Genomic DNA, 25369 nt, shown 5'->3' on the forward strand with positions numbered 1-25369 from the left:
GGTCAGGGCTTGGGAAGGCTCATGAGGCGCCGGATACGCGCGGCAGACCCGCTCAGACTGATAAGGGTCAGGTAGATCAGCGCGACTGCAATGGGAACCGGGGCAAACGGCAGTGCAAAAAAAATCAGTAGCGTGTGTCCGTTGAGGGTTCCGAAGATTGCGTAAATGATGCGCACGGCACTTGGCATGCGGGACTGGAGGCCGGCGGCAGCGGCTGTCGCTGCATTCGCTTCTGACTTCCGATCGAATTGGGTTTGTGCGTATTTCAGTTCCTGGCTTAGCACAGCGTAGTACAGAAACGAAAAGAGGGCGATACTGCACAGGCTCCACAGTGTGATCGAATCGTGACGAATGCCGGCCGCGATCAGAATCGCGGAGATTTTGGCCAGATCGCTCATGTGATCAAACCGGAAGGCGTTCCTGGAGACCTTCGACGCCATGCGTGCGACGGTGCCGTCGCAGAAATCAAGCAGGACGGAGAGCGCCCAGAGAAGACAGAACAGCACGGCGCCTTCGCGCGTGGCCAGCGCGATAGCCGCGGCGAGAGTGGTCAGGCACGAAAGGCCGGTCAGCAGGTTTGGGCTGAATCCCAGACGGTTGAATGCGGCCGCGGCGGGGTAGGCAGCCCGATACATGCCGAGCAGCAGCAGGTTGTTCCCGATCGTCTTGTGGTTGGCGTGGGCATCGGAAAAGACCCGGCTGAACCAGGAACTGGTCATGCCTACAGCGCTCTGGCAATTTGTCGCAGGCGTTTATGCGTGACGGTCGATTCCAGGTCGGACACCGTGTCAACCTCGACCCAGCCACCATGGATGCCGACGGCCTTCAGGGCGTGGCCGCTGTCGATGAGCAATTGAAGCAGATCCGTCATATAAGCTGATTCGGCGGGTTTGCCACGAATACTGCCCCCATCCCTGGCACGATGAAACTCGGACTTGAGCTGTTCGATTCCTTTCGCGTTGAATTTCATCAGACCCATGTATTGCCCCTGGATCTCGGCCAGCGACCTAGGCGGTTGCCCGATCTCTGTCAGATTGCCATCGGCGTCGATCTTGAGCGTTTCTGCATCGTCCAGCGGATTTTCTGCACGTGCGCGCCAGTAGGCTTCCCAGTCGTGGTCGATGGTCACGGCAATATCGTGATCGTCCGCCAGCAATGCACGAAGGATGTCTGCAGAATAGACTATGTCCCCATAGGCGATGATGATGTCGCCTTCCAGATCCGCCTCGGCGCAGAACAGGGTCCAGACCATGTTGGTTTCGAAATATCGCGGGTTTGTCCGGATAGTGATCCCTTTCGATGGGAGCATGTCCGCTCGATAGCCGCCGATGAGTGTGATGTCGTCGAGACCGCAGGCGTGGAGCACTGCCAGTTGCCGCTCCAGCAGGGAAGTACCGTCGACGGTAACCATGCATTTAGGGCGCTCAAGCGTGTAGGGGCGAAGCCGGGTGCCTTCACCGGCAGCAAGAATGATGACCTTCATGACGTTCCATCCAGACCGAATAGGCGACGCGCCTCAGCGTGGTCCTGTTGAGAAAACTCGGTTTCGCGCTCCGGATGCCACATCCACCCTTTCCATGGCAGTGAGGCGTGACGAATGGCTTCGATCCCTTCGTCCTCCGAGCAGGCCGAGACCTTAAATTGTGCCGGGCATGATCGCAAGCGCCAGTCGTGGTAACTGTTGACCTCGCGGGATTGTCGCTCGCACGTGAACTTGACGAGGTGCCGCGTACCGGCGTGGTTCTTGACAGGTTCGAGTTCGGCGCCAGCAAAGACGCCCATCATTTGCATGCCGCGGCAAATGCCGAGCAGGGGCAGGCGTCGCCCTTGCGCCATGGTCAGTAGCATCGTTTCGGTCTGATCCCGGTCGGCCATGGCACCGATGTCATTACCGCCGGAGAGCACAATCCCGACAGGATCATGGCGTTCAACCCAAGCGCGCAGGATGCCACTGGCACACAGATTGTTCGGGACGGGCACGGGGAGAGCACCGAGCGAAGCGATCCACGCCACCATGCGCTGGTCGAGCGCGTCGCGCCGCTCGCCGCGATCATGAATGACGTCGATTCGCTGGCTGACCAGGATGACTGGCGCGATGTCGGTGGGTCCGTCCGTCATGGTTTCGTGGCGATCAGGACATAGATGTTGCAGAACTGATCGGGAAAATAGCGCATCATGAAACGCTGCAACAGGCTGCCCAGTGGGGACAGACGGTAGCCTTCCTTGCGCGCCAGGTTTTCATCGAAGCGCTTGTGATGGCGGGCCCTGAAGAACGCGAACTTATACAGGATCGGCATATTCTCGACCGGGTCGATCGAGTCCACCATGAAGCCGACCCGCTCGAACAAGGCCCGAAACTCCCGTTTGGTGAGATTCATCTTGTGGAAAGCCTTGCCGCTCGAGGAACCGGTTTGCCGTGACTTGCGATTCGCCAGCCAGTCGACGAGGCGAGTCTGGATATTGTCGGCACGAAACGAGGCGCAGACCCGGCCGCCCGGCCTCAGGACGCGATAAGTTTCCTCGACTGCCCGCTCAAGCCCGTCCTGGAGATTGTGAAACAGACCGAAGGCCAGCACATAGCCGAATTGTGCGTCTGCAAATTCGAGTGCCGTAATGTTGCCGGTGTCGACCTTGAGGGTGGCATCCACATCGCGCAATTTGTCGATGGCAACTTGAATGTAATCGATGCCGGTAATGTCATAGCCGAGCTGGTGGTAGTACCTGAGGATTCGGCCAGCCCCGCAACCTGCCTCGAGAATGGGTGCGTCGCGATCGGTAATCGCTGCCTGCGCGTACTTGAGCGGATAGACTGAGGTATTGGTCATCGCCTCGTCCGCCGGAATTTCGCTCCAGCGGCGCTCCCAATAGTCTTTGACGTCCTGATTTCTGTAGGTTATGCGCATGGTTGGTGATTCAGTCCCGATGCCGTTCCGATTGGCCGAGGATGGCCAGATGCTTGAGCACCGGATGAATGATGTAGTACGTCTCTCCCCCGGTACTGGCCGGTAGTTCGACGGTCCAGTGGCCGCATTTGCGCCAGGCCTTGAGGGTGTCAACCAGTACGCTGGCGCGGGTGGCTGCATCATACACATGGTCGATGCGTGTTCGGTCACCCGGCGCCGGGAAGCGGCGCCGGGTGATGACCGGGCCACTGTCGATCTCGGCGGTCAAGAACAGCGATGATGCGCCCATCTGACCTTCCGCCAACAGACTGTAGTAATTCGTCGTACTGCCTTTGAAATCGGGCAGGTACCCGCCATGCACATGGAGAAACTGCTTGCCTGTGCGCAGGACGGCGTCACGCAGCAGCGCGCCACCAAACCCGGAGAAAACCAGAACCTCCGGCGTGCATGCCGCGATTAACCCGATGGTTTCCGGCGCATTGATGTCCGCAACCGGACTCACGTCGTATCGGATGCCGAGCCGATCTAGCCAAGGGCGCAAAGGCGCGGTCGGATCGAATGCGCTTTCGGGCCATGCCGGATCGCAGGCGACCGCGTTGCTTACAGAGGCGGCCTGGCCCGGTCGGGATTCGTCCTGGTGGGTTTCGAGCAGTAGCACCCACGTCGGGAGCAGGTCGTTGCGTTCGAGCGCACTGAGATAGGCTCGCGTGCGCGACGTGTCAGCGGCAATCATGCCGAATTCAGTCGTGCCCAAGGCGAATCCCCTGTTCATTGGCTAGGCGTGTGATGGCATTCAGCTCAGTGGCGACCGAGAGGCGCACACCGTCGGCCGGAAAGGCGTTGGTCAGGCGCTCTGGCGGCAGTGAAAGAAGCAGATCGTTGAGCTTGAGCAGCGTGCTCAGATGCTGAAGCTGCGGCTGCACGTGCCAGGCCAGCGCCAGGGTGAGCGAAAACAGGGCGTAGAGACGGATGTCGTCGTTCGGACCATCGCCCTTTCTGAAACCGGGCGGATAGCGCTGGTACAGCTTTTTGCTGACTTCGAATCGCTGCGTGAGCCGTCGTAGCCAGAACGCCCGGGCGGCCTCGTCGCGCTGGGCAAACTGGGCATCAAAAAGAGCTTCGAGCAGTTCGGATGTCTCGATCGTGGCGTCAACCGAAAACGAGTCGAGTGGCCGGAGGTCTGCGGATGGTTTGTCTTGGCCCGCCGCGTCCGGCGCAATCCGGATGCCGAGGTTCGATAGTGCAGGGTCTTGCAATGCCCCTGTCACGCGAGCGGCGTCGTCCCCGCCTGGGGCGGATCCGGGCAGAGCATCGCAGCGCGCGCGGCGATCGGCCATGTACGCGGTGAGAAAGGCTTTTCCGCCGAACCGGGCGTACATGTATTTGTGAGGCTGCTCGAGGCGGTCCTCGGCGGTGTAGTCGTAATTCATGGCTGCGGCTCGAATCGGTCCGCGATGCTGGGGGCATGCGCCAGCAGCTGCGCCAGCGTTCCCGAGTTGTCGATGTAGAGGTCAGGGTTTTCAGGGGCAGGGAATTCCAGGTCCAGGCCTGCGACCTCCTTGATCTCACCGCGCATATAGCGCGCGTAGAGTCCTTTCGAGTCCCGATCGGCGAGTGTCTTGATCGGGGTGTCGATGAACACTTCGAAGTAGTTGCTCAGATGGTCCCGACACCAGCGGCGGGATTCCGGGAATAGCGAAAGAATGGCGCAAACCACGTCGATGCCCTGAGCGTCGAGAAAATCGCACAGGCGGCAGATACGGTCGGCATTTGTCTTGCGATCGGCCAGGCTGTGTCCCAGGTCGTTGCCATACAACTCACGGATTCGGTCGCCATCTAGGATGACGATTGGACGGCCTCGCTCGCGCACGTCCTGAGCGATTCTCTCGGCAAGGGTGGTCTTGCCGGCACCGGAGAGGCCAATCAACCAGACAACCATGTTTCTCCCGTTCAGTGTAGGGGGCGGATCAGTCCGGCCGCGCAATCGAGGGTAATTCGCGAAGCATGGCTGAAGGCTTCGAAGCGTTGCTCGCCGCATCCGATGGCAGCGGGAATGCCGAACTCGGCGCAGCGAATCGCCATATGCGAGTTTGCGCCGCCGTACTTGGTCATGAGCCCCGCGATACGCTGCGAAAAGATCCAGTCGAAGCCGGGGTCAGCATTTTCGATGAGAACAATCTTGCCGTCCAGTGAAACCATGGCATCGTGGGTGCCGAGCAGCACCACTTCGGCCGATGTCTGTTTGGCAGTAATGAAGTTCGGCTGGCTGACCTGGAACGGGATCACGTGCACCCCGGCCTCGTCAAAAAGGACCTGAGGTAGCCGGATGGCGGTGGTAAGCACGTGACGTTCGGCTTCGGCCTCTGAGATCGTCCGTAGCCGTTCTTCGATCGATTGTTCCGCGCTGCAGATGGTCGATTCCAGGATGTACTCAATGGGGATGTGCGACATTTCCTCGCGACTCAAGCCGTGCTGTTCACCGAAGCCGGCGATGATCTCAAGAATGGCGCTAACCGAGCGGGTAAAGACGAATTTGCCGTATTCTCGGCCGGCGATGGCGTCGGCACAGTAATCGAGCAACGTGTTGGCCGATACGCCATCGAGTTGCTCGGATCGGAGGAGTCCTTCAAGAGCGTCTCGTTGTGAGGGACCGAGTTGAAAGGGCGCGGGCGCCGCGTCCATCTTGGGGGGCGGGGTCGTCTGACCAACGGAGAAATCCTGCATCTGGTCGTACCTTGGCGACAGAACGTCGTAGGTGCCCGGGCGCAGGTGGCCGTAGCGTTCCATGAACCACGAGTAATCGCCTTCGCCCGCCTGCAGCTTGCGCATGTCGTCCACCAGGTCGCCAGCAATGGTCTTTACGCTTGATTGAAAACGCGCCACATCGCACTCGGAGAAAATGCCGCGTTCGGCCAGCGAGAGAAGTATGGTGCGGGCGATGAACCCGTGTCGGGCGAGGACAGCGAAAGGCACTGTGCCGAATTGAATGCAGTCCTCAATCAGCTTGTTCAGGCCCATGGCACTTCCGTCCACCTCCGGCATCGTGCGTTCGGAAAGGCGTTGGATGCTGGCCAGAGCGGATGGAATGCTTCCGGGGCCTTCTCCCCGCAGAAGGGGTAGCGTCATCGCTTTGACGCTCTCGCGAAACTGCACACGTTGTTGGGGCGTCAGCGCATCGGCCACGAGTCGGTCCAGCTTGTCGTCCAGATCAAAGCTGAAAGTGGTGATGGCGACGTCGAATTCGATCTTGTCGTGTAACTCGGGATGCGCTCGAAGTTTGTCCGTCCATGCGTTGACCAGTGACATGGCGATCACGTCCGGAAGGTCCGCCGGCAGGTACGAATGAAAACTCAGGCGGGTGTCTATGAAAGGCTGTCCGGCCAGAGAGACCATCAGGGGCTGGCCGTCGGGGATCGCATATCCCATCAGTTGTCTCGCTTGCCGCCACGCACTGTCGGTAATCAGGCGTCGGTAGAGCGAGAAGGAGAGCGCACGGGGTGCGCGGCCGATCATCTCGGCGGGATTCCAGTCGGGCATCTGTCCGAGGACCGAGCGTTCACCAAAGACGCCAGCGCAGGGCCTGAAGCGCTCTCGTACGAAGCGGGTGATGCCCGCGAGGGCCTGGTCGATGCGTCGGGTAACGGCGCGGTTCCAGTTCGGCTGGGTCGTGATTGCCCTGACCTGGAGCAGGAACGGCTTGAGGCCCGCGCCGAGGGCGAACTCGATGTCGAGGAACTGGCTATTCATGACCTGCTCGAGTTCCTGGACAGCATCGAGTAAGGTGTTGAAGCGTTCTGATCTGAGCGATCCGGTCGCCCCGCGGTGGATGTAGAGTGTGCGGTTAGCGTATTCACCATCTCCGCCGGTCACCGTGTTCGTCAGTCCCGAGACGTCGTCGTAGTTGATGACAAAGTAGGGCGCGCCGGTGTTCAGGTCGTGGGTGAAAATGACGCCACTCATGGTGGTGTCGCACAACATGATCTGGACGATGATTTCGTCCTCGGTGGCGTTGCGCTTGTTGGGCTTGTAACTGGCGACGACCGTATCGAGTGCACGACGGATTTGCTCGGCGTCTGTTGAATCGACGTTGAGCACCGAGTCATAAGCGCCGGCGTTGGATTGCTCTGCGCCATCCTCGTCAGAGGCTGATGAGCGAATCACCAGCATGACCTCGCCGAACTGCTTCTGAATCAGGGCCAGCACCGACGATGACGAACTCTGGTATTCCTTGACGGTGACGCTGAGAAAATCGGGTATGTCGAACTTCGAAATTCCGCCCTTCAGAGATATCAGCGTTTGCGCCTTGGAGGTTTTTTTCATCACGGTTTGATCGGGGACTTCACTCGTTGTGTCTGTCTTCCGTAAAAGCCACCTGTGCGATCAGCGGTTCGATTACGGCAGGGCCTTGATTTTTCACTCGGTTGCGATCAGCCAGAACCCGGCTTGACGAGCCGCTGCAATGCTTTGGTCGCCAAACGCAAGTATAAGCCGCTGGCTACGTCCATGTTCTGCCCCAGCGAAGCAAACAGTGCCTTGCGCACGAACCCAGACGTCGAACTTGCGTTCAGGCCAAGGTAGTTCTCGATCATCGCGCGCTGTTCCGTCGTGACTGAATCAGCGGGATTGGCGAGCAAGCGATGCAGACACATATAGCGGTCGATGTCCTCTTCATCGCCGTAGTCCCGCAGATCCTGCGCACCGTCGCATACCGCATCCGATCCCTTGATCATGTATGTAGGAGGCTGCCCGTAAAGGAAGAAGGGGATGCCAGCTTCCATCAGATAGTAGGTGTGCGAGCCGATGGTAGGGGAGCAGGCGTACCGGAACTGCCTGCTTATGGTGTAAAACCGGTCCACGAAGCGAGTCGAGTTTGATGCACCCGCAGTGACAAGTGGAAAACAATACTGGCGAAGCTGTTTGTGTGTGCCCTTTCGAATGTCATGAAACGACAGGCAGATAACAATGGGATGAAACTGTCGGGGCAGTGCGCGAAGTTCATCCATGTAAGCGTCGAGCGATTCGAATACGGGCGTCGTTTTTGCATTCGAATGGGTGAAGAACACGATCGTCCCCGCCCTGTTTTCGGGAAGAGATGGGAAATATGCTCTGCGATACGCGACCCACGGGTGAGGGATAAATATCGCGTTTCGCCCATGGCGCTCGCGCATCAGGCGTGCCTTTTTCTCGTTCCAGCTCAGAAATAACTGGAACTGAGACTCGATCTCGTTAGGCCAGCAGCGCGATTCCCAATGAACGCCGTGATCTGAGCTTGCACAGATTGGCAGCCAAGACGGGTAATTGAGCCACCAACGGAGTGTCTTTCCAAAGCTCGAATTTTCGCTTTCCCATGAGGCCCATGGCGCGTGGCCCGCCTCGGACTTTCGCGTCAGAGTAGTCAATGTTTGGAGCGTAGTGTCGCTAAACCCCTGGAGCGCTGCCTGAGCCAATGTTTGTTCGTTTACCTTTGTCAGCACGGCCAGCCTTTGCCAATCGTGATGAACTTGTCGCCCGCATCGAGTCCGCGTGTGTGCGTCGCGATGAATGCTGCAGAGGAAGACGGAGTGCGCGGTGCGCCATTGTCATGGGGAATGTGTTGTCGCGCACTCCAGCCGTTGAAAACCCAATGTCCTGACGATTCTTCATGCCAGTAGTCCGGGTTGCGGTGTTGATCCAGTATGAAGCGCAGGGCGGTCGGTTGCAAACCCAGCCATTCGCAAAACAGGTCCACATGTTCAGGCGCCTTCTGTTCGTGATGTCTGACCAAATCAAGGCCCTGTGCTCGCGTGAGCCGCCCGTGCCGAATTTCTCGCGTGGCATGATCCGTAACCTTGGAATACCCGTGTTTGAATAATTTGAGCTGATCATGCAGGTCCATGTAGCTGAAACACTCCACATGGTCATAGGTGTCAAATGTTCTCTCGAAACGGGCTGACGCATAGTTGTAGAGCGAGATCATGTCTTCATGCTGAGCCTTCGGATCCCAACGAACGAAATTGCCAATATAGATACCTCGCACACCCACAGAACTGAGTGCTTGATCATTGGGATAGCGAAACTGACTAATATCGCGCTGTTTTAGCGTATCGAACACCGAGGGCAAATCGTCCGCCTCATAGCCCATAAGATCGTGGTCCTTTCGATATCTCCGTGTCATCTCGACTTCGTGCAGGTGGGAGAACATGCCGACCTGCTCAAGACCCTGGTGCGCGCCCCAGATGATCAAGGGGATTCGGTAGCGAACAGCCGTTTGTACAGGAAATACGCTTTGACCGGCCAGAATGGGCCAGAACATGCTGCCAAAACGGCGCAGGGTGCTCCTGACGATACGACGCACGGATTCCGGATTGACGTTCTGATAAAGAATGTCGCAGTTGAGTCGGATGCGCAGATTGGCAAGATTGCGAATGCCCAGCGGGGTATTGAAGTAACGGTTGTATGTAACGAGCAAGGGATTGAGTCCCAAGCGTTTCTTGACGAGATGTACTATGTAATAGGAGTCGTTGGCTCCAGTCACCGGGACCACGCAATCGTAATTGCTGCCGTTTGGATTGCGGTAGGGTTCGACCAGTTTCTCCAGTCGTGACCACCGTTCTTGCCAGTCCAGCTGATCCTTTTCTTGATGTACCCGGCAGCCCGAGCAGATTCCGTCTTGGTCTATGGTCAGGCCGAGGGGGTGAGCTGTCGTATACAGGCAGCGCTTGCAAAACTCCATGCCTCAGAATTCCTTGCTTGTGCTGGCGCCGACGTAGGCTGCGGGTCGAATCAAATCGCTTTCTACTTCACGCTTGTACATTTGATACGCATGTTCCCGATAGGTAAACAGGTTGCCCACAGCGACCGCAGCGACGGCCGGGTGTTGGTAAAACCGGCGAGTTGTCGTGGGATCTGAAAAGCCGCCAAAGAGAATAAGTGGTACCTGAGGGATCGGCAATGGGTCAAGTTGTTCGGGCGTCAGGTGGGTTTCCCCACCATCGTGCTTCCAATCGATGAGTACGAGTTCGGAAATGACTCGCTGTGAGATAAGTCCAGGGATCACATCACCAAAGGGCCTTTCCTGCTGGGTGACATAGTCCAGCCGCCGGAGGCCTTGGCTGAAGTTTATTGGGACGGCTCCGATGATCGCCTGCGCACCGAGCCTTGCAGACATTTTCCGCACCTCGTCAGTCGCGTGGTGAAGCGCGTAGTCGACACAGATCCTGTCGGCTCCCAGCTGGATCGCTCGAGTGGCGTGCTCTTCCGTTGCAATGCCGCCAGCATAAATCAACGGCGTTTCAAGACCGAGTTTCCCGACGCGGGCGAGCATGTCGAAATCAGGCCCCATTTCGCCTTTGCTCCGGTCAATGGCTTGCACAAGAATCTCGTCGGCGCCCCATCGGTCGAGGTTTTCGACGAGACACTCCGGGCGGCCAATGGGCAAATGACGGTTGTATCCAAACGACTGCACCGCCCAGCCGTGGCGTACGGTGACGACACCCACGAGCCGCTTTTTAAGCATGGGCAATATCCTGGATCAAGGTTCGCAGGAGAGACGTACCTGCGCGCTGGCTTTTCTCTGGGTGGAACTGGAGGCCAGCGATACGTCCGTGACGAACTGCGGCGGTGACGGGGCCCGGAACATGGGTCACGGCCGAGACATGCTCGGATGCCCCATCGAGTGCAAACGAGTGATTGAAGTAGAAGAATTCGCCGTGGCTGCTGTGAAGCGCTGAGTCAGACATGGTGCATTTGAGGCTGTTCCATCCGATATGCCAGGGTGTGTCACGTAAGGGGATGACTTTTCCGGCAAGGATGCCCAGGCCTTTCGAATGCCCCATTTCAAAAGACTCTTCCGCCAGAAGCTGCATGCCAAGACAGATGCCGAGGAGCGGCCGATTGGTCTTTGCCGCGTTACGCAAATAGACGTCAAGGCCAGTGTCCCGCAATTTTTTCATCGCCGATGGAAATGCTCCGACGCCGGGCAGCAACAGGACATCACATGCATCAAGCACCGTCGAATCGCCGGCGAGGCGCACGCGAAATCCTGCGTCATGGAGCGCGTGGGTGACCGACGTCAGGTTTCCGACGCCGTAGTCCACAAGGCCGACAGTGAGGCGGTTCATAGTCCCACGCCCACGCGGAATCGGCGCTTTATGCTTCCATCGCTGCCAATGTCAAACAAGTCGCGGTTGGTCGAGGCATGAACGTGCAACCAGAACTGATCGGTGGAAATGCCTATGAAATCACAGAAGCTCTTAATGTAGCGCGGCGAGCACCGACCATCGTAGCGCTCGACCAGATCCACAGCCGTGGCTCGATCCACTGTGCCGGCGCGCATGGCTTCATTGACATACTCAGTGGTTTTGCCGAAACCGAATTTCAGATATTTCACCATCTGATTCATGTTGTGCCAGTCCTCGTCAAGATTGCTCAAGCCGAGAAGGTCCCCGGTCTCACCTGGATGTTCGTTACGAATACCGAGCCCATGTGAGCATGCGTAGCCGGCGTTGTTGACAAGGCTCCAGTCGCCGAGAAACCAACCCAGGAACACGATCTGGATGTTGGCTGAATCAAACTCCGATTCACCCGGGTAAATGTACGGAATAATGTCTTGAGCCGCGTAGCCCCCGCTCAGCATCCAATCGTGGCCAGAACTCAAGGTGTTGGAGTTGCGCAGATTGTTTCCGTCATATCCGTTTCGCCCCATGGTCTTCAAGTCCCCAACTTGAAGTGCCGGGTTTTCTCCCCAGAAGATCAAGGGGATTCCATATCGAATCGCCAATTGGGGTACTGAGCTGAACAGGGCAAGCTCTGACGAACGCGCCCAATTGGAGAACTTCATGAAACTGTCATGCATTAGTCTCCGCCACGTCTCTGGGGCGGGGGACGACAAGACCACATCGAAGCCGAGATTGATCAGGTTGGATACGTTGTCGACGCCAAGATCCGAGACCTGTTGCGGTGGGTGACTTAATGAAACAAGCAAGGGGGTCATATCCAGCTTGTCACGCACCCACAATGCTTGTCTTGTGCTGTCTTTGCCCCCGCTGACCCCGATGATGCAGTCGAAACCGTCGGGGCCTGTACCGCGATAGGGTGCGACGAGGTCTTCGATAATCTCGTGGCGCTCCTGCCAGTCAATGTCGCGCGCCGTCTCGAAGTAGGCACACGCAGGACACTGACCATCGGGTGTAAAGACGGAGTTGGGGCGCGTGTCGGGCTGCAAACAGGTCGTGCAGTATTTCATGAGGTGATTGGCTTGCCGAAAGACGATGCCAACACTGCGTGATCGCGGCACAGCAGCGGGATGCCCGATAACACGGGATATACCAAGCCCGTTTCGGCTGACGAAAACGCGTCGGTGGTGCGAGTCAGTGGCGTTTGGGTCAGTGGGCACCGCCATGCCGGCGTTGTTACACTTCGAGCCTGGCTTTTTTCCAGACAGACGACCCCACTTGGGTTCAGGGGATTCACGTAGAAGTCCAGCAACCGGTAGTCGGTGACGTTACAGCCAAGTCGTTCTGCCGTTGCCTTAAGGTCGCGAACGTAGCCATGATGCGACATTCGGGCGCGGGCGTCCGCATCGGCTAACTCGTAGATCGGTTCCACAAGAACAACCGCGCGCTTAGCCACCCTAAGGAGCTCGCTCAGTGCTGCGGTTTCACGCCCTCCGTTTGGCTCAAGTGAGTGTGATGAGTACACCACATCTACGCTCTCGTCCGCGAGCGGAATGTTGAACAAGTCGGCTACAAACAGCTCTGCCTGTTGATGCTTATGCTTGAGCCATCCATTGCCGTGCGCGCACCGTGACCAACTGATGTCAAAGCCTAGGGCAACCGTTGGTGGCGCGGGCAGCGCTTCGAGCACGCCGGCGAGCGTTGTTGCCTCCCCTGAGCCAACTTCAAGCAAGGAACCTCCAGGCGAAAGATGTCGCGAAACCAGCGATGCGAGTTGCTCGCACCACAGTTGCTTTTCAGCGGGGTTCGACAGCGCTTGATTGACATAGGCGCCAGCTTGCAAATCGTATGCGATGAGTGTCGCAATCGTGAGGTTGCTGGTTTTTCCGAGCGCCGCGCGAGCAAATTCCATGGCATTGTTGCCTTGCTCGAAAGCCGAACGCATGCCAACGAGCAGTCGCCGCAAGTCTTCCGCAGACAGATCGTCGTCATGTTGCGTGAGCGAATTCATTGATTTCATGATTCAACGAAAGTAAGGGATGCCATTTTACTTGAGAATATCCCACGAGACAGGTGTGCCCCGCGATATAGCGTTGCTGACGCGACGTCCGAGCACCGCGGAGAGCATACCGGGAGCAAGACCCAGGCCGGGGCGGATGGCGCGGACGTTTTCCAGGCTCAGTACGTCTCCGGGCTTCAAGTCCCTAGTGATGTAGAGCGAGCGCCTGAACTGAAGTGACTTGCGCTCGGCCTCGGTCGGCCCGTAGCGCACTTGGCCGAGCGCCTCCCAGGCGCGCCCTGTCTCGGTCACCAGCGCGCTCATTTCGGCAGGCTCAAGGGAGAAAGCGCTATCCACGCCGCCTTCGGCTCGATCGAGGGTGAAATGCTTTTCGATGACGGTGGCACCCATGGCCACACTGGCGACCGCGACGCCGACGCCCATGGTGTGATCGGACAGACCGACTTCGCAGCCGAACATGTCTCTCATGTGTGCAATGGTGCGGATGTTCGTGTTGGCCGGGGTGGCCGGATAGGTGCTCGTGCATTTGAGCAGGACGAGGTGCTTGCAACCCGCCGCGCGTGCTGTGCGGACAGTTTCATCCATCTCTGCCAGTGTGGCCATGCCGGTCGAGATGATGAGGGGCTTGCCGGTGGCCGCTACCCGCCGGATCAGCGGCATATCCGTATTTTCGAAGGACGCTATCTTGTAGCAGGGCACCTGAAGGGATTCGAGAAAATCGACCGAGGTGTCATCGAAAGGCGTGCTGAACGGGATCATGCCATGCGACCGCGCACGCTCGAAGATAGGTTGGTGCCACTCCCAAGGGGTGTATGCCTCTGCATAAAGCGCATATAGTGACGTCCCGGCCCAGAGGCTGTCGGGGTCGTCGATATGAAATTCCCGCTCATTCAAATTGAGCGTCATCGTGTCCGGCGTGTAGGTCTGGATCTTGAGTGCGTGAACTCCACTCCGGGCTGCGGCATCGACAATTGCAAGAGCCCTTTCCAGCGACTGGTTGTGATTGCCCGACATCTCGGCGATGACGAAAGGCGGGGCATCGGCCCCGATTCTGCGGCCTGCGATATGGAATTCGTCAGTCATCAGTGATCACTCCTTTCGTCAGGATTGTGCGCTCGAAGCGGTAGCCGTTTGCCAGGAACATCTGGCGGGATTTCGAATTATCGTCCAGAACTTCGGCACGGAATCGTCGAGTCCCTTCGGCCTGTGCCATGAGCCAGTGCTCGGCGGCGACAAGGAGTTCTCCGCCCAGTCCGGCTCGAGTCTCGTCGGGGCCAAGATAGATGGAGACTTCGGCTTCGTCGCCTTTGATGTCGAATCGAACGACACCCACGGGAGCGCCGTCGAGTTCTCCGATCGTGAGTTTTCGGTCGTTCCGGGCGAGCGTGCTTTCAAGCCAGGTCGTGTGCGTTTCAAAAGCAATTGGCTGCTTGTCTCTGGAGACGCGGCGAACCGTCTCCGAGTTTCGCCATTCGAAAAGCATGGCGCTGTCTGCCTTTGCCGCGGGGCGGATTCTAATACGAGTGCAGCCCATTTCGCGACACACGCGCTCGGTGCCGCGGCCATCGACCAGATCCAGTCCGGCTTTGGAGAGTCCGATGAGCCAGTGAGGACTCTCCTGTAGGGCAAGGAGGTGGCGAAGGATGATTTCATCACTATGCGTTGCGCCTTCGGGGGCGTGGAGCAGGCCGGCCGCGGCCGCGCATTCGAGTTGGGCGCGCTGGTTGAAGGCGGTGGGCCAAGCCAGTGTGGGCAGTCCGCCGCAGCAGCGCTCCCACAGCGCCGTGCCGCCGGTGCCAAGGCTCAGGTCCGCCGAGGCGATGAGCTCGGCCATGCGATCCGCCTGGATGTGGAGTGTGTGGCCTGATTCGGCGCACTGGGCGACGATAGAATCGCGAGCCGGGTGGGCGGCGCCGATGACCACGTCGACCGCGATGCCCAGGGGAAAGGCCCGTGGCAACAATGCCAGGACGCGCCCGGTCTGGTTGTGCGCATCAACACCACCAAAAAACACGAGAATTCGGCGAACGCGACCGTCCCTCTCGTGGCGCGGGGTGCGGGAGAATTCGGGCCGTAGCAGGCAGTAGCGCGGGCCCAGCAAGCGCCGGGTCCGGGCCGGGAGCCGGCTGTCGTAGCGCGTGGCGGTATCGGGCCAAAGGTTTTGGTCCAGGAGAAGGTCGCAGTCATGGTCCCGGTCGGCCAGATCGTCGATCACCAGCAGGTTGCCGACCCGGCGACGCACGCGTTTTTCCCATCGCGCGTCCAGCGCGTAATGGTCGACGATCAGCCAGTCGGGCGACGCGTTGGAGACGTGCTCGACGAACTCGCTCGCATCGGTCTCCTGATCGCCGTCGAGCCAGGCGGCGTGGGGCAGATCGTCGGGCGTCCCGCCGCCTTTGAACCGTTTCACTCCGTGCCCCGCCTCGGTGAGCCGGGTTTCCATGCCATCCGTCAAATGCCTGCAGTAAAACGTGACGTCGGCGCCGCGTGCCTTGAGTGCATCGGCCAGCGTCTGGCATCGGGCCACATGGCCGGTGCCGATCTGGGCCGATGCGTCGGTACGGACGGCGATTTTCATGCGGCGTCCTGGTGGCGCTGTCGCAGGGCGAAGCAGGCCTCGGCCATGGCCAGGTCTGCCGCGTCATCGATGTCGACTGCGGACGTCCAGTCCATGGGAAAGAAGATGTGGCCGGGCAGGTAGAAGTTCTCGCCGCCAACGAACGCGTCTCGCTGAGCAAGCCACAGCGCACCTGTCGGGCAATACAGAGACGGCAGATCTTGCGAGCGTGACTGACGCGCCTCCGGGAATACCCAGTCCGGTTGCCCGTCCGGCGCCAGCTTGACGGCCCACCAGGGGTTCATCCAGCCGAACTTGAAGGCGCTGATCTGTGATGGAGCGCCACTGTCATGGAAATGCGTGACGCCGGCCCTGACGTCGTCGGCGTTGCGCAGTGGGCAGTTGGCCATCAGTTGCGCCACCACATCGTAGCGTTCGTTCCAGTATGTTTCGGCCTGCTCGAGCGCAATCCGGGTCGCCGCACTCGACGGTGACTGGTCGTCCGCTGCCCGGTCGCGGAGAAAGGGCACTTCCGCGCCCGCTGCGATCGCTGCCTGGGCGATTTCTTCGTCATCAGTTGAAACCAGAACGCGCTGGAAGCAGCCCGAGTCGAGGGCAGCACCGACCGACCAGGCTAGCATCGGGCGGCCGCCAAAGGGCATGACATTCTTGCGCGGCAGGCGTTTTGATCCGCCGCGGGCAAGGATGATTGCGATGCGTTGTGTCACCACAGACTCCAGCCGCCGTCAGCCATCATGACATGCCCCGTGATGGCGGAGGCGGCCTCCGACAGCAGCAGGTCCACCGGACCGGGCAATTCATCCTCACGGAGCATTCGGCCGGAGGGGCACAGTTCGGCGTATCTGGCCTTGAATGCCGGATTGACCCGGCCCTCCACCCCGCCAAAAGCCACGCAATTGACGCGGATGTGTTGCTCGGCAAGGCGAACCGCCAGCTCCTTGGTCAGATGCGCGAGCGCGGCCTTGGCCACACCATAATGAATGGGCGATTGCCGGGCCGGATCTTCATAAAGTTTCAGGTTGGGCGCCACGATCCCGTACTGCGACCCGATGTTGACGACCGAAGTCAGGCGAGACCCTTGCATCCGGGCCAGTGCCATCGTCAGTTCGTAGGGCGCAATCACATCGAGCTGGAATTCATTCATGAAATTCTCGCGACGCACTTGGCCGGAGGATTCGATGCCCAAGAATGAAATGCTGCGCGCATTGTTCACGAGACCATCCGGCGTGAGCTCCATAGTGGACAGGGCGTCGGTGATGGTCTGGCAGGCGTCGCTCGCCATGAGGTCTGCGGCGATGGTGTAAAGGCGCCCTGCGCGCTGTTGTTTTGAAGCCAGCGCATCAAGCGCTTCTTGCGAACGGGAGACGGCGATCACCTTATCGGCCTGTGCGAGAAAATGCGCCGTCAGCGTCGAGCCGACCTTGCCGGTGGCTCCCGTGATGAGGATGGAGCGATTCACGATGATCTCCCGAGTTCGATGATTTCAACGACGTCGAGCATCTCTTGCGGGGCTGTGCGCACGTCGCGGGCCCGGGTGCCGTCGACGAAGTCCTGAAGGGCGGCGCGAAAGGCACGGAAAGTATCGGAAAACTGCAGGTCACAATAACCGGTCGTACCCATGACTCTGAAGCTGATGGGCACTGGAAGTGCGCCGTATGTGGACACCTGGCACTCAATGCCGGATTCGAACTCGGTGTGAACAACGATCCGGTCGGCGCTTTGCCAGCGGCAGTGCTTGCGTAGTCGACCTCGCTCTGGCGCTAGGCGAAGCATGGGCTCGATCACATGTACTGCGTATTTGTCCCAGTCCTTTGGAACCGTGGCAGCGACGCAGCGAATTTCACCGATACGCGCCCGTTGCCCGGCGTCGAGTTGCAGCTCGGGCGCATAGCGCAGGGCTGTGCAGGAAAAGAGCTGGCCGGGGTAGGTTTGCAGATCGATGAGTGCTTTGGCCTCATCCAGACTCAGTGCCAGCGGCTTGTCCACATAGATTGGCAGGCCGGCCTTGAGAAATGGCGTTGCATACTGCAGATGCGTTTCTGCGTCATCCCGGGCCAGCAACACGGCATCGACCTGACCGATCAGGTCGTCAGGGTGATCGCAGACAGAGTCGATGCATGCTGCCTTGGCGATCTGGCGCGACAGATCGGGGTCATGAGTCCAGACATGAGTGACCCGAGCGTTATCGATGCAGTCATCGGGAAAACGCTGTTGCTCCAGATAGCGGGGAATCACGGGAAATCCGCAGGTTTCCATTGCGGTCGCATCATAGCCATTGAATATTGCGGACCAGGAATAGGGGTGGCCGTTGCCGGGCGACATGCCCATGATGCCAAGTCGAAGCGCCTTGCTCATGCCAGCTTCCAACGGCTGGGGTCCAGGAATGCAGGATCATTCGAGGCGAAGGCGGATGCGTCGAAAGAGCGTACGTCGTCGAGTCCGCAAAGACAGGATTCGAACTGCGCCAGATTCTGGACGCCGATGAGGCAGCGACTCACCTCAGGGTGGTCACATACGAACGCAAGGGCTGCGAGCTGAGGTGGTGTACCCATGTCCGCACACGCTTTTTGCCAGGCATCGAGCTTCGACCGCCAAGGGCTGAAGTAGTCAGGGGTCTGACTCGCCGGCGTGAGCAGCAGTCCCTGGAGATACGCCGAACGGGCATGTATCTCGACGCCAAGCCTCGCGAGGCGTGAAAGGGTGCCATCGGTAATGAGCCGTTGGTCGAAAACATTGACGGGCAGTTGCACCAGATCTGGCGTAAAGCGGGCCAGGATGCTGTCAACCTGGGCCGCGGTATACACGGACACGCCGATTCGGCGAACCTTGCCACCCGCCTTGAGGGTGCTGAGTGCGTCGAGTAGATGTTCGCCGCCCGTTGAAATCAGATTGTCCGCATGGTGGACCAGAAGGCCCGAGACCGATTCGACGCGGAGTCTTTCAAGCGAACGTTCAAGCGTGGAGCACAGTGCTTCTGCATCCTGCTGGGTGATCGGAGTGTGACCGAATCGCGGGGTCTTGGTGATGACGTTGAATCCGTCGAGGTCATGCGCGCCCAGAATCGCCTCTGCTTCACCATACAGTGCTGCGGTATCGAGCGTGTCGATGCTTCGCTCTCGTGCTCGACTCAGGATACGGCCGACTTCGTCGGCCGGTGTCCGCCCGTTTGAATTCGTTACACCATAATCCAGTCCCCACTGGACGGTGCCCAAACCGATGCGTTGGGTGCGTGCGATCACGTCACAGCGTCCTTGAGGATGTCGACCACACGTGTCTGATCGTTGTCCGACAGGTCGGGAAACATGGGGAGACTGATGATCCGGAGGTAGTACGCTTCTGCCGACGGACAGTGTCCGGGCCTGAAGCCATGCTTGGCATAAAAGGGTTGCAGATACACCGGAATGTAGTGAACGTTGACGCCAATCTGGTGGGATCGCAGCGTTTCGAAAACGCGGCGTCGGTCCAGATCCGGATTCAGACGGATCGGATACAGGTGGAGGGCAGAGCGCGATCCCGATGCATCGCTGGGCGGACGTTCAAGCGGCAGGCCAGCAAGCAGCTCGTCATAGCGTCGGGCAATCCTGTGTCTTGCCGCGATAAATGTTTCGAGGCGGTCCATCTGGCTGAGGCCTAGGGCCGCCTGCATTTCCGTCATGCGGTAGTTGAACCCGAGCTCGATCTGCTGGTAGTACCAGGGGCCGTCCGGTTCCCCCGTCATCAGCGCAGGATCGCGCGTGATGCCATGACTGCGAAGGCGGGCCATGCGCTCGGCAATGGCCGGGTCGGCCGTGACGGCGACACCACCTTCGGCCGTCGTGATGATCTTGACCGGATGAAAGCTGAAAACCGTGACGTCGCTGTAGCGGCAGCTGCCCACGGGCTGATCGTCATAGTGTGCGCCGATGGCGTGAGAGGCGTCCTCGATGACCGAAAAGCCGAAGCGCTGGCTAAGTGCTCGAATGGCTTTCATGTCGCATGAGCGGCCGCACAAATGCACCGGAATTACGACCTTGGGTAACTGGCCACCGCGTTGCGCCTGAACGAGGCGTTGCTCCAACTGCTCAATACACAGATTGCCGGTATCCGGCGCTACATCCACGAAATCGACCGTGGCGCCGCAGTACAGGGCGCAATTGGCGCTGGCAACGAAAGTGATCGGGCTGGTCCATACGCGATCACCCGGCCCCACCCCCAGCGCCAGACAGGCGATGTGTAGCGCCGAGGTGGCGCTGTTAACGGCCACGGCGTGTGCCACACTGCAGTGTGTGGCGATCGCCGCTTCAAACGCCGGCACCACCGGCCCCTGGGTCAGGAAGTCGGATCGAAGCACGCGGACGACCGCTTCTACATCCTCCGCGCGAATCTGCTGGCGACCGTATGGGACAAAGCCGCTCATATTTTGCCCACCTTCCCACGGTTGGCTGAAATCCAGGCGCGCAGTGATTCGACATCCATCCACTCGGCGTTGTTGTCTGAGCAATAGGTGAAGTCATCCGCGACCTTGACGCCGTCGTTGATGCGAATCGGATCTTCGCTCCACTTGTGGATGGCCGGCAGGATCTTGTAGTGATCCTTGTACTCGTAGGTATGCGGCGCATCTTCCGGGCCGATCATCTGTTCATGGAGTTTTTCTCCCGGGCGGATGCCGACGATCTTGTGGCGCGCCTCTGGCGCCACTGCGTGTGCGATGTCGGTGATGCCCATGGACGGAATCTTCTTGACGTAGATCTCGCCGCCAACCATGTCGTCGAAGGCGTGCCAGACTAGTTCCACCCCCTGCTCGAGCGTGATCATGAAGCGCGTCATGCGGGTGTCCGTGATTGGCAACTCGCCGCTCTTGGCGATCGACAGGAAGTACGGAATGACCGAACCCCTCGAGCCCATCACGTTGCCATAGCGGACAACGGCAAAGCGTGTGTCATTGCTTCCGGTGTAGGAGTTGCCAGCAACGAACAGCTTGTCCGAAGCCAGTTTTGTGGCGCCATACAGGTTGGCGGGACTGCTGGCCTTGTCTGTCGACAGCGCAACGACCCGCTTGACGCCCTGGTCGATACAGGCGTCGATGAGATTCATGGCGCCATTGATGTTCGTCTTGACGCATTCGAAGGGATTGTACTCGGCGGTCGGAACAATCTTGGTGGCCGCGGCGTGAACAACGTAGTCCACGCCATGCAGGGCGCGCGCCAGGCGGTCCTTGTCACGAACATCACCGATGAAGAAGCGCACGCGCGGGTCGTCACCGTAAATCTTGGCCATTTCCCACTGCTTCATTTCGTCCCTGGAAAAAATGACCAGTCGTCTGGGGTTATATCGTTGAAGCGTCATGGGGACGAACGTATGGGCGAACGACCCGGTACCGCCTGTCACGAGGATTGAGGATTCATTCAGCATGTTTTCGCCATTGGTTCGTTTGTGTCCGATCGAAAGATCGCGATTTTCGATTGCTCTGTGCTGATGACTGGAGGTCCGCCCCGTGACTTGAAGGGCGAGCGCGAAAATTAATAAGGGCGTCGGATTCCAAGGTTACATTTTATACAATGCGCTTCGCCTGAGGCGGTTTGCAACAGACTCGATGTCCGCGGCAAAGGGTCAACTCGCACGCTCCTGCGACGAGATCACCTGATCCGGCGTCCCTTCGGCAACCAGCTGACCGCTTTCGAGTCGGAAGATGCGATCGGCGCGCTGCACTGTCGACAGTCGGTGCGCGACGATGATGATGGTCCGTTCCCCACGCATGGCCGAGACCACGTTCATGAAATCGGCCTCCGTGTCATTGTCTAGAGCACTGGTGGCCTCATCCAAGACGAGCACATCGGGGTTGTGATAGAGCGCGCGAGCGATGCCGATCCGCTGACGCTGTCCGCCGGACAGGCGCACACCGCGCTCGCCGACGCTGGTGTCGAGCCCTTGAGGAAGGCTGGAGACGAAGCCGTCTAGTTGTGCCGCATGGATGGCGCTGCGCACGGCATCTTCGTCGATCCGTTCGTCCGGCACTCCGAATGCAATGTTCCGGCGCAGGCTGTCGTCGGTCAGGAAGATGGACTGGGCAACATAGCCGATCCGGTCTTGCCACGGCCGGAGGGCTTGACGGATATCAACGGTGTTTTCGGTGACGACGCCCTTCCGGGGCTCGAGAAGCCCGAGGATTACGTCGATCAGGGTGCTTTTGCCCGAGCCGCTGGTGCCGACGATACCGATCGTCTCGCCCGGGTCGATATGTAGCGATACCCCGGACAACGCGGTTGTTTCGGAATCGGGGTAGGCAAACTCGATATCCCGCAGTTCAATGCGCCCCATGGGGCGACCCGGAGCACCGTATGTGGTGTGCCCGGCCTCTGTCTGAGGCCAGTCCAATGCCAGTTCAGCCTCCATTGTGTCGACGACCGGCGTGACGTAGCGCAATGTCTGCATGGCCCCCAGCATTCGATTGACGGACGGCATCAACCGGAATGCGGCAGCGGCAAACACGCCGATCACGGGCAGGATGGCTTCCATCGGCGTACCGCGAAGGATCATCGTCACGACCAGCAGGGCTAGACCGGCTATCGAGAGCAACTCCATGGCCAGACGCGGCATTTGCTTGAGCGTCTCCTGGTTGCGGGCCGCATCGGCGCATGCGTCGTTGGGCGTCTCGTATCGAGCCAGGAACGCGTGTTCCCGCCCGAGCAACTGGGCTTCCTTGATGCCGCCGAGGCCCTGCTGGAGGTGCTGCAGACGCGCGCCTTCATTGGCCTGGCGCGCTTTGCCCCACGCAGCGGTGCGTTTCCGCGTGAACCGGAAGAAGGCGACGGCGGCGGCGACCAGCGCGACACCGACGACGGCCGTCCCGATAGGCTCGACGAACAGCAGAAGCACGGTCAGCGCGATCGAAACAGACCCCTCGGCCACCAGCATGAGCGAGGGCATGATGGCGTGGCTTGCAAAGAGGTTGGCCTCGGTCGTCACGTTTCTGACCAATTGCGCCGAATTTCTCCCCAGATGAAAGATGTAAGGTTGCATCAGATAACGGTGAAACAACCGGCGCGAAACGTCGGCCTGGATACCGAAGGCGAAGCGCGCCTGAAAGCGGTAGAGAAACGCAAGATAGATATTCTTGACCGCGTAGATGGCGACCAGCGTCAGCATAGCGGCTACGATCAGCTGCGGCTGTGTCGGGTTGCCGACCATAACGAAAAGACGCTCGACCATGGGGTGCGGTGTATCGGACTGACTGCCGACGAGAATGCCCATGACGGGAATGACTAGGCCGACGCCGAGCAGCTCCAGTGCTGTGCCAATTGTCATGAGGCCAAACAGGACACTCGCGTTGCGCCGCTGCTCTGGAGAAACCAGCTTCAGTAGCTTTGAGAATCGAATCATGAATTGGTTGATGGGCTGGGCGTTATCGAACTGCGGCAAATTTCATTGTGTTTGTCGGTCTCGTGAGCGTGGGGCGCAGCGCGCCATGACAGTCCTGCCGCCCTGTCCGAGCGGGCGGACACCAACGAATCAGACCGGGGATTGTACCGCGAATCCTGTGCTGGACCGTGTATGTGATTCATCAGCCAAACCTTGGGTGATGACTGTTCGGTCCTCACTACGGCAGGGAGGTCTGTCATACAATGCAGGCGCACACTTGCGCAGCGGCGCTAAGCCAGCATGTGGCATCGATTTGACGTTGAGGGGAAACGACTTTGGAGTATCTCACCGCAGCGAACAGGCAAGCACGGGTTGTTGTGACCGGTGCGAGCGGATTCGTCGCGCAAGCGCTCATCAGATCCCTGGCCGCGAACGATTCGGTCGAGGTGTGTGCAGCCTCCCGTTCAATTGGTCTGGCGCTGCCCGATGGCGTGTCGTCGGTGAGCGTGGGTGATCTGGGGCCGGAAACCGACTGGGCGGAGGCGCTCGATGGTGTCGACGTCGTGGTCCACTGCGCGGCCCGCGTACACATGATGTCCGCGGGGAGGGATGATGAGGCGCTTTACAGGCGCATCAACGTGGATGGCACGCTGAGACTGGCGCGCACCGCAAGGTCAAATGGGTGCCGCCGCTTTATCTACCTGAGTTCGATCAAGGTCAACGGTGAGCGGACCGTTCCGGGTTGCCCCTTCTCCCCGAACGACCCACCCCGGCCAGTGGATGCCTATGGACGCTCCAAGCTCATGGCCGAGCAGGGGCTGCTTGCGCTGGCCCACGAAACGGGTCTTGAAGTGGTGATCATTCGCCCGCCGCTGGTCTATGGCCCCGGAGTGAAAGCCAATTTCAGGCGCATGGCTCACATGGCGTGCCGCGGATGGCCCTTGCCGCTGGGCCGTATTCATAACCAGCGCTCTTTGGTGAATATAGAGAACCTCGTGCACTTGATCGTGACGTGCCTCGATCACCCCATGGCTCCGGGACACGTGTTCCTCGTTAGCGACGGACAGGATGTCTCGACTTCTGAACTGTTGCGTAAAACGGCTCATGCGCTGAGTTGCAGGATACGATTGCTCCCCGTTCCTGCCGGGGTGTTGGTATGGGTCGCCCGCATGGTGGGGAAGTCGGCGCTTGCAGACAGGCTGTGTGGCAATCTTCAGGTGGACATTTCACCGACGCAAGAGGTGCTGAACTGGCGACCACCGCTGACGCTCGACGAAGGCTTGCGTCGATTTGCAACACAAGATGCCGAGTTTGGTGGGCATGACTGAACTGCTTGCCTTCGGACTCGGGCTGTTGGTGCTCGCGTTTGCCTCGTGGGCGCTGACCGGGGTTTTGCGTCGGTACGCGTTGAATCGGGATGTGCTCGATCATCCCAATGCACGCAGTTCCCACTCGGTACCCACGCCGCGTGGGGGTGGCCTTGCGATCGTGATCTGCTTTATGGCGGTGTTATGCCTGCTGCCGGGGCTCGGCGTCATGCAGGGGAGCGAGGCGATGGCGTTGCTGTTCGGTGGTGCGCTTTGCGCCGGCATTGGATTTGTCGATGATCATGGCCATGTTTCTGCTCGCTGGAGATTGCTGGCGCACTTTGGCGGGGCAGCCTGTATGGTTGGGTTGTTGTCCGTCTCGTTCGGTTTGCTGGAAGTGTGGGGAGAGCTGCCTAAGGTGCTCGTCACCAGCTTCATGCTGTTCGGTTCGGTCTGGTTGTTGAACCTCTACAATTTCATGGATGGTATCGATGGCCTCGCTGGCGCCGAGGCGGTCAGCGTCTGCCTGCTCGGTAGCATGATGCTCTGGGCTACTGGACACACGGAGTCAACCCTGTTGCCCTTGGCGCTCGCGGCGGCTTCGGCGGGTTTCCTGGTCTGGAATTTTCCTCGCGCTAGGATTTTCATGGGGGACGCGGGCAGTGGCTTCATTGGATTGATGCTCGCCGGCATCATGCTCTGGTTGTCGCAGTTTGGAGGCAAAATCGCCGCTGCGTGGCTGGTACTGATTGCCACCTTCGTTACCGACGCCTCGGTCACATTGATGCGACGGCTGCTGCGTGGTCAGCGCGTGTGGGAAGCGCATCGTTCGCACGCCTATCAGCGCCTGTCCCGCCACATCGGGTCGCACGTTCGGGTGACGTTTCTCTACATAGCTGTCAACGTTTTCTGGCTGGGGCCGCTGAGCGTGCTGACGGGCTTGGGCTATGTGCCGATCTGGGCGGGGCTTTGTATGGCGTACGCACCGCTCGCAGCGTCGGCGTGGCGACTCGGGGCGGGGCTGCCAGATGATGTGCCAGTCCGCGGTATCGTAAAAGTCCTTTGAATCC

Annotated in this window: 25 protein-coding genes; 2 read left to right on the top strand and 23 right to left on the bottom strand. The window is 59.4% G+C overall.

Features of this window, described 5'->3' with window-relative positions:
* Positions 1-2 precede the first annotated feature (2 nt).
* The 23 genes from FHP89_RS12380 to FHP89_RS12490 form a co-directional block, all read right to left on the bottom strand.
* Positions 3-719 (bottom strand): CDP-alcohol phosphatidyltransferase family protein, encoded by a 717-nt coding sequence (locus FHP89_RS12380; protein ID WP_144179622.1) that lies wholly within the window; start codon positions 717-719, stop codon positions 3-5.
* Positions 720-721: 2 nt separating this feature from the next.
* A complete protein-coding gene (locus FHP89_RS12385) occupies positions 722-1483 on the bottom strand; it encodes a phosphocholine cytidylyltransferase family protein (RefSeq protein ID WP_144179621.1) in 762 nt (253 codons plus the stop codon).
* Positions 1480-2118 carry a gamma-glutamyl-gamma-aminobutyrate hydrolase family protein gene (locus tag FHP89_RS12390; RefSeq protein WP_144179620.1) on the bottom strand — a complete coding sequence of 213 codons (639 nt, stop codon included), beginning with the start codon at positions 2116-2118 and terminating at the stop codon, positions 1480-1482. The genes FHP89_RS12385 and FHP89_RS12390 overlap by 4 nt, the downstream gene beginning before the upstream one ends.
* Entirely contained in the window at positions 2115-2903 is a 789-nt protein-coding gene (locus FHP89_RS12395; protein WP_144179619.1) for a class I SAM-dependent methyltransferase, read from the bottom strand. The genes FHP89_RS12390 and FHP89_RS12395 overlap by 4 nt, the downstream gene beginning before the upstream one ends.
* A gap of 10 nt (positions 2904-2913) precedes the next feature.
* Complete coding sequence (locus tag FHP89_RS12400) at positions 2914-3636, bottom strand: formyltransferase family protein (protein WP_186300406.1); 723 nt, start codon at positions 3634-3636, stop codon at positions 2914-2916.
* Between the two features lie 7 nt (positions 3637-3643).
* Positions 3644-4333: a hypothetical protein gene (locus FHP89_RS12405; RefSeq protein WP_144179617.1), complete on the bottom strand. Its 690-nt coding sequence runs from the start codon at positions 4331-4333 to the stop codon at positions 3644-3646.
* On the bottom strand, positions 4330-4842 hold the full coding sequence (locus FHP89_RS12410; protein WP_144179616.1) for an adenylyl-sulfate kinase: 513 nt from the start codon (positions 4840-4842) through the stop codon (positions 4330-4332). The genes FHP89_RS12405 and FHP89_RS12410 overlap by 4 nt, the downstream gene beginning before the upstream one ends.
* A gap of 11 nt (positions 4843-4853) precedes the next feature.
* On the bottom strand, positions 4854-7223 hold the full coding sequence (locus tag FHP89_RS12415) for a PEP-utilizing enzyme (protein WP_144179615.1): 2370 nt from the start codon (positions 7221-7223) through the stop codon (positions 4854-4856).
* Between the two features lie 107 nt (positions 7224-7330).
* Entirely contained in the window at positions 7331-7966 is a 636-nt protein-coding gene (locus FHP89_RS12420) for a hypothetical protein (protein WP_144179614.1), read from the bottom strand.
* 404 nt (positions 7967-8370) lie between these two features.
* Positions 8371-9615, bottom strand: coding sequence for an N-acetyl sugar amidotransferase (locus tag FHP89_RS12425; protein WP_144179613.1), 1245 nt, complete (start codon positions 9613-9615; stop codon positions 8371-8373).
* A gap of 3 nt (positions 9616-9618) precedes the next feature.
* The gene (locus FHP89_RS12430) at positions 9619-10398 is read right to left on the bottom strand and encodes a HisA/HisF-related TIM barrel protein (RefSeq protein ID WP_144179612.1); all 780 of its coding nucleotides are present in this window, start codon (positions 10396-10398) and stop codon (positions 9619-9621) included.
* Positions 10391-11002 (bottom strand): imidazole glycerol phosphate synthase subunit HisH, encoded by a 612-nt coding sequence (hisH, locus tag FHP89_RS12435; protein WP_144179611.1) that lies wholly within the window; start codon positions 11000-11002, stop codon positions 10391-10393. The genes FHP89_RS12430 and hisH overlap by 8 nt, the downstream gene beginning before the upstream one ends.
* Positions 10999-12126: an N-acetyl sugar amidotransferase gene (locus FHP89_RS12440; protein WP_144179610.1), complete on the bottom strand. Its 1128-nt coding sequence runs from the start codon at positions 12124-12126 to the stop codon at positions 10999-11001. Before FHP89_RS12440 ends, hisH begins: the two co-directional genes overlap by 4 nt.
* Positions 12123-13076, bottom strand: a complete 954-nt coding sequence (locus FHP89_RS12445; protein ID WP_222105383.1) for a class I SAM-dependent methyltransferase — start codon at positions 13074-13076, stop codon at positions 12123-12125. The genes FHP89_RS12440 and FHP89_RS12445 overlap by 4 nt, the downstream gene beginning before the upstream one ends.
* Before the next feature lie 27 nt (positions 13077-13103).
* On the bottom strand, positions 13104-14159 hold the full coding sequence (gene pseI / locus FHP89_RS12450) for a pseudaminic acid synthase (RefSeq protein ID WP_144179609.1): 1056 nt from the start codon (positions 14157-14159) through the stop codon (positions 13104-13106).
* Positions 14152-15654, bottom strand: coding sequence for a UDP-2,4-diacetamido-2,4,6-trideoxy-beta-L-altropyranose hydrolase (pseG, locus tag FHP89_RS12455; protein ID WP_144179608.1), 1503 nt, complete (start codon positions 15652-15654; stop codon positions 14152-14154). Before pseG ends, pseI begins: the two co-directional genes overlap by 8 nt.
* Positions 15651-16361 (bottom strand): acylneuraminate cytidylyltransferase family protein, encoded by a 711-nt coding sequence (locus FHP89_RS12460; RefSeq protein ID WP_222105384.1) that lies wholly within the window; start codon positions 16359-16361, stop codon positions 15651-15653. The genes pseG and FHP89_RS12460 overlap by 4 nt, the downstream gene beginning before the upstream one ends.
* Positions 16358-17113 carry an SDR family oxidoreductase gene (locus FHP89_RS12465; protein WP_186300404.1) on the bottom strand — a complete coding sequence of 252 codons (756 nt, stop codon included), beginning with the start codon at positions 17111-17113 and terminating at the stop codon, positions 16358-16360. The genes FHP89_RS12460 and FHP89_RS12465 overlap by 4 nt, the downstream gene beginning before the upstream one ends.
* Positions 17110-18009, bottom strand: a complete 900-nt coding sequence (locus FHP89_RS12470) for a Gfo/Idh/MocA family protein (protein WP_144179605.1) — start codon at positions 18007-18009, stop codon at positions 17110-17112. Before FHP89_RS12470 ends, FHP89_RS12465 begins: the two co-directional genes overlap by 4 nt.
* The gene (locus FHP89_RS12475) at positions 18006-18893 is read right to left on the bottom strand and encodes an aldo/keto reductase (protein WP_186300403.1); all 888 of its coding nucleotides are present in this window, start codon (positions 18891-18893) and stop codon (positions 18006-18008) included. The genes FHP89_RS12470 and FHP89_RS12475 overlap by 4 nt, the downstream gene beginning before the upstream one ends.
* Positions 18890-20050 carry a UDP-4-amino-4,6-dideoxy-N-acetyl-beta-L-altrosamine transaminase gene (pseC, locus tag FHP89_RS12480; protein WP_144179603.1) on the bottom strand — a complete coding sequence of 387 codons (1161 nt, stop codon included), beginning with the start codon at positions 20048-20050 and terminating at the stop codon, positions 18890-18892. The genes FHP89_RS12475 and pseC overlap by 4 nt, the downstream gene beginning before the upstream one ends.
* Entirely contained in the window at positions 20047-21045 is a 999-nt protein-coding gene (gene pseB, locus FHP89_RS12485; RefSeq protein WP_144179602.1) for a UDP-N-acetylglucosamine 4,6-dehydratase (inverting), read from the bottom strand. Before pseB ends, pseC begins: the two co-directional genes overlap by 4 nt.
* A gap of 198 nt (positions 21046-21243) precedes the next feature.
* Positions 21244-23052, bottom strand: a complete 1809-nt coding sequence (locus FHP89_RS12490) for an ABC transporter ATP-binding protein (protein ID WP_222105385.1) — start codon at positions 23050-23052, stop codon at positions 21244-21246.
* Between the two features lie 275 nt (positions 23053-23327).
* Here FHP89_RS12490 and FHP89_RS12495 point away from each other — a divergent pair, with 275 nt between their 5' ends.
* Both FHP89_RS12495 and FHP89_RS12500 read left to right on the top strand, forming a co-directional pair.
* Positions 23328-24320, top strand: coding sequence for a UDP-glucose 4-epimerase family protein (locus tag FHP89_RS12495; protein WP_144179601.1), 993 nt, complete (start codon positions 23328-23330; stop codon positions 24318-24320).
* A complete protein-coding gene (locus FHP89_RS12500) occupies positions 24313-25365 on the top strand; it encodes an MraY family glycosyltransferase (RefSeq protein ID WP_144179600.1) in 1053 nt (350 codons plus the stop codon). Before FHP89_RS12495 ends, FHP89_RS12500 begins: the two co-directional genes overlap by 8 nt.
* Positions 25366-25369: the final 4 nt, after the last annotated feature.

It is taken from the genome of Denitromonas ohlonensis (genome assembly GCF_007625205.1).
GTDB lineage: Bacteria > Pseudomonadota > Gammaproteobacteria > Burkholderiales > Rhodocyclaceae > Nitrogeniibacter > Nitrogeniibacter ohlonensis.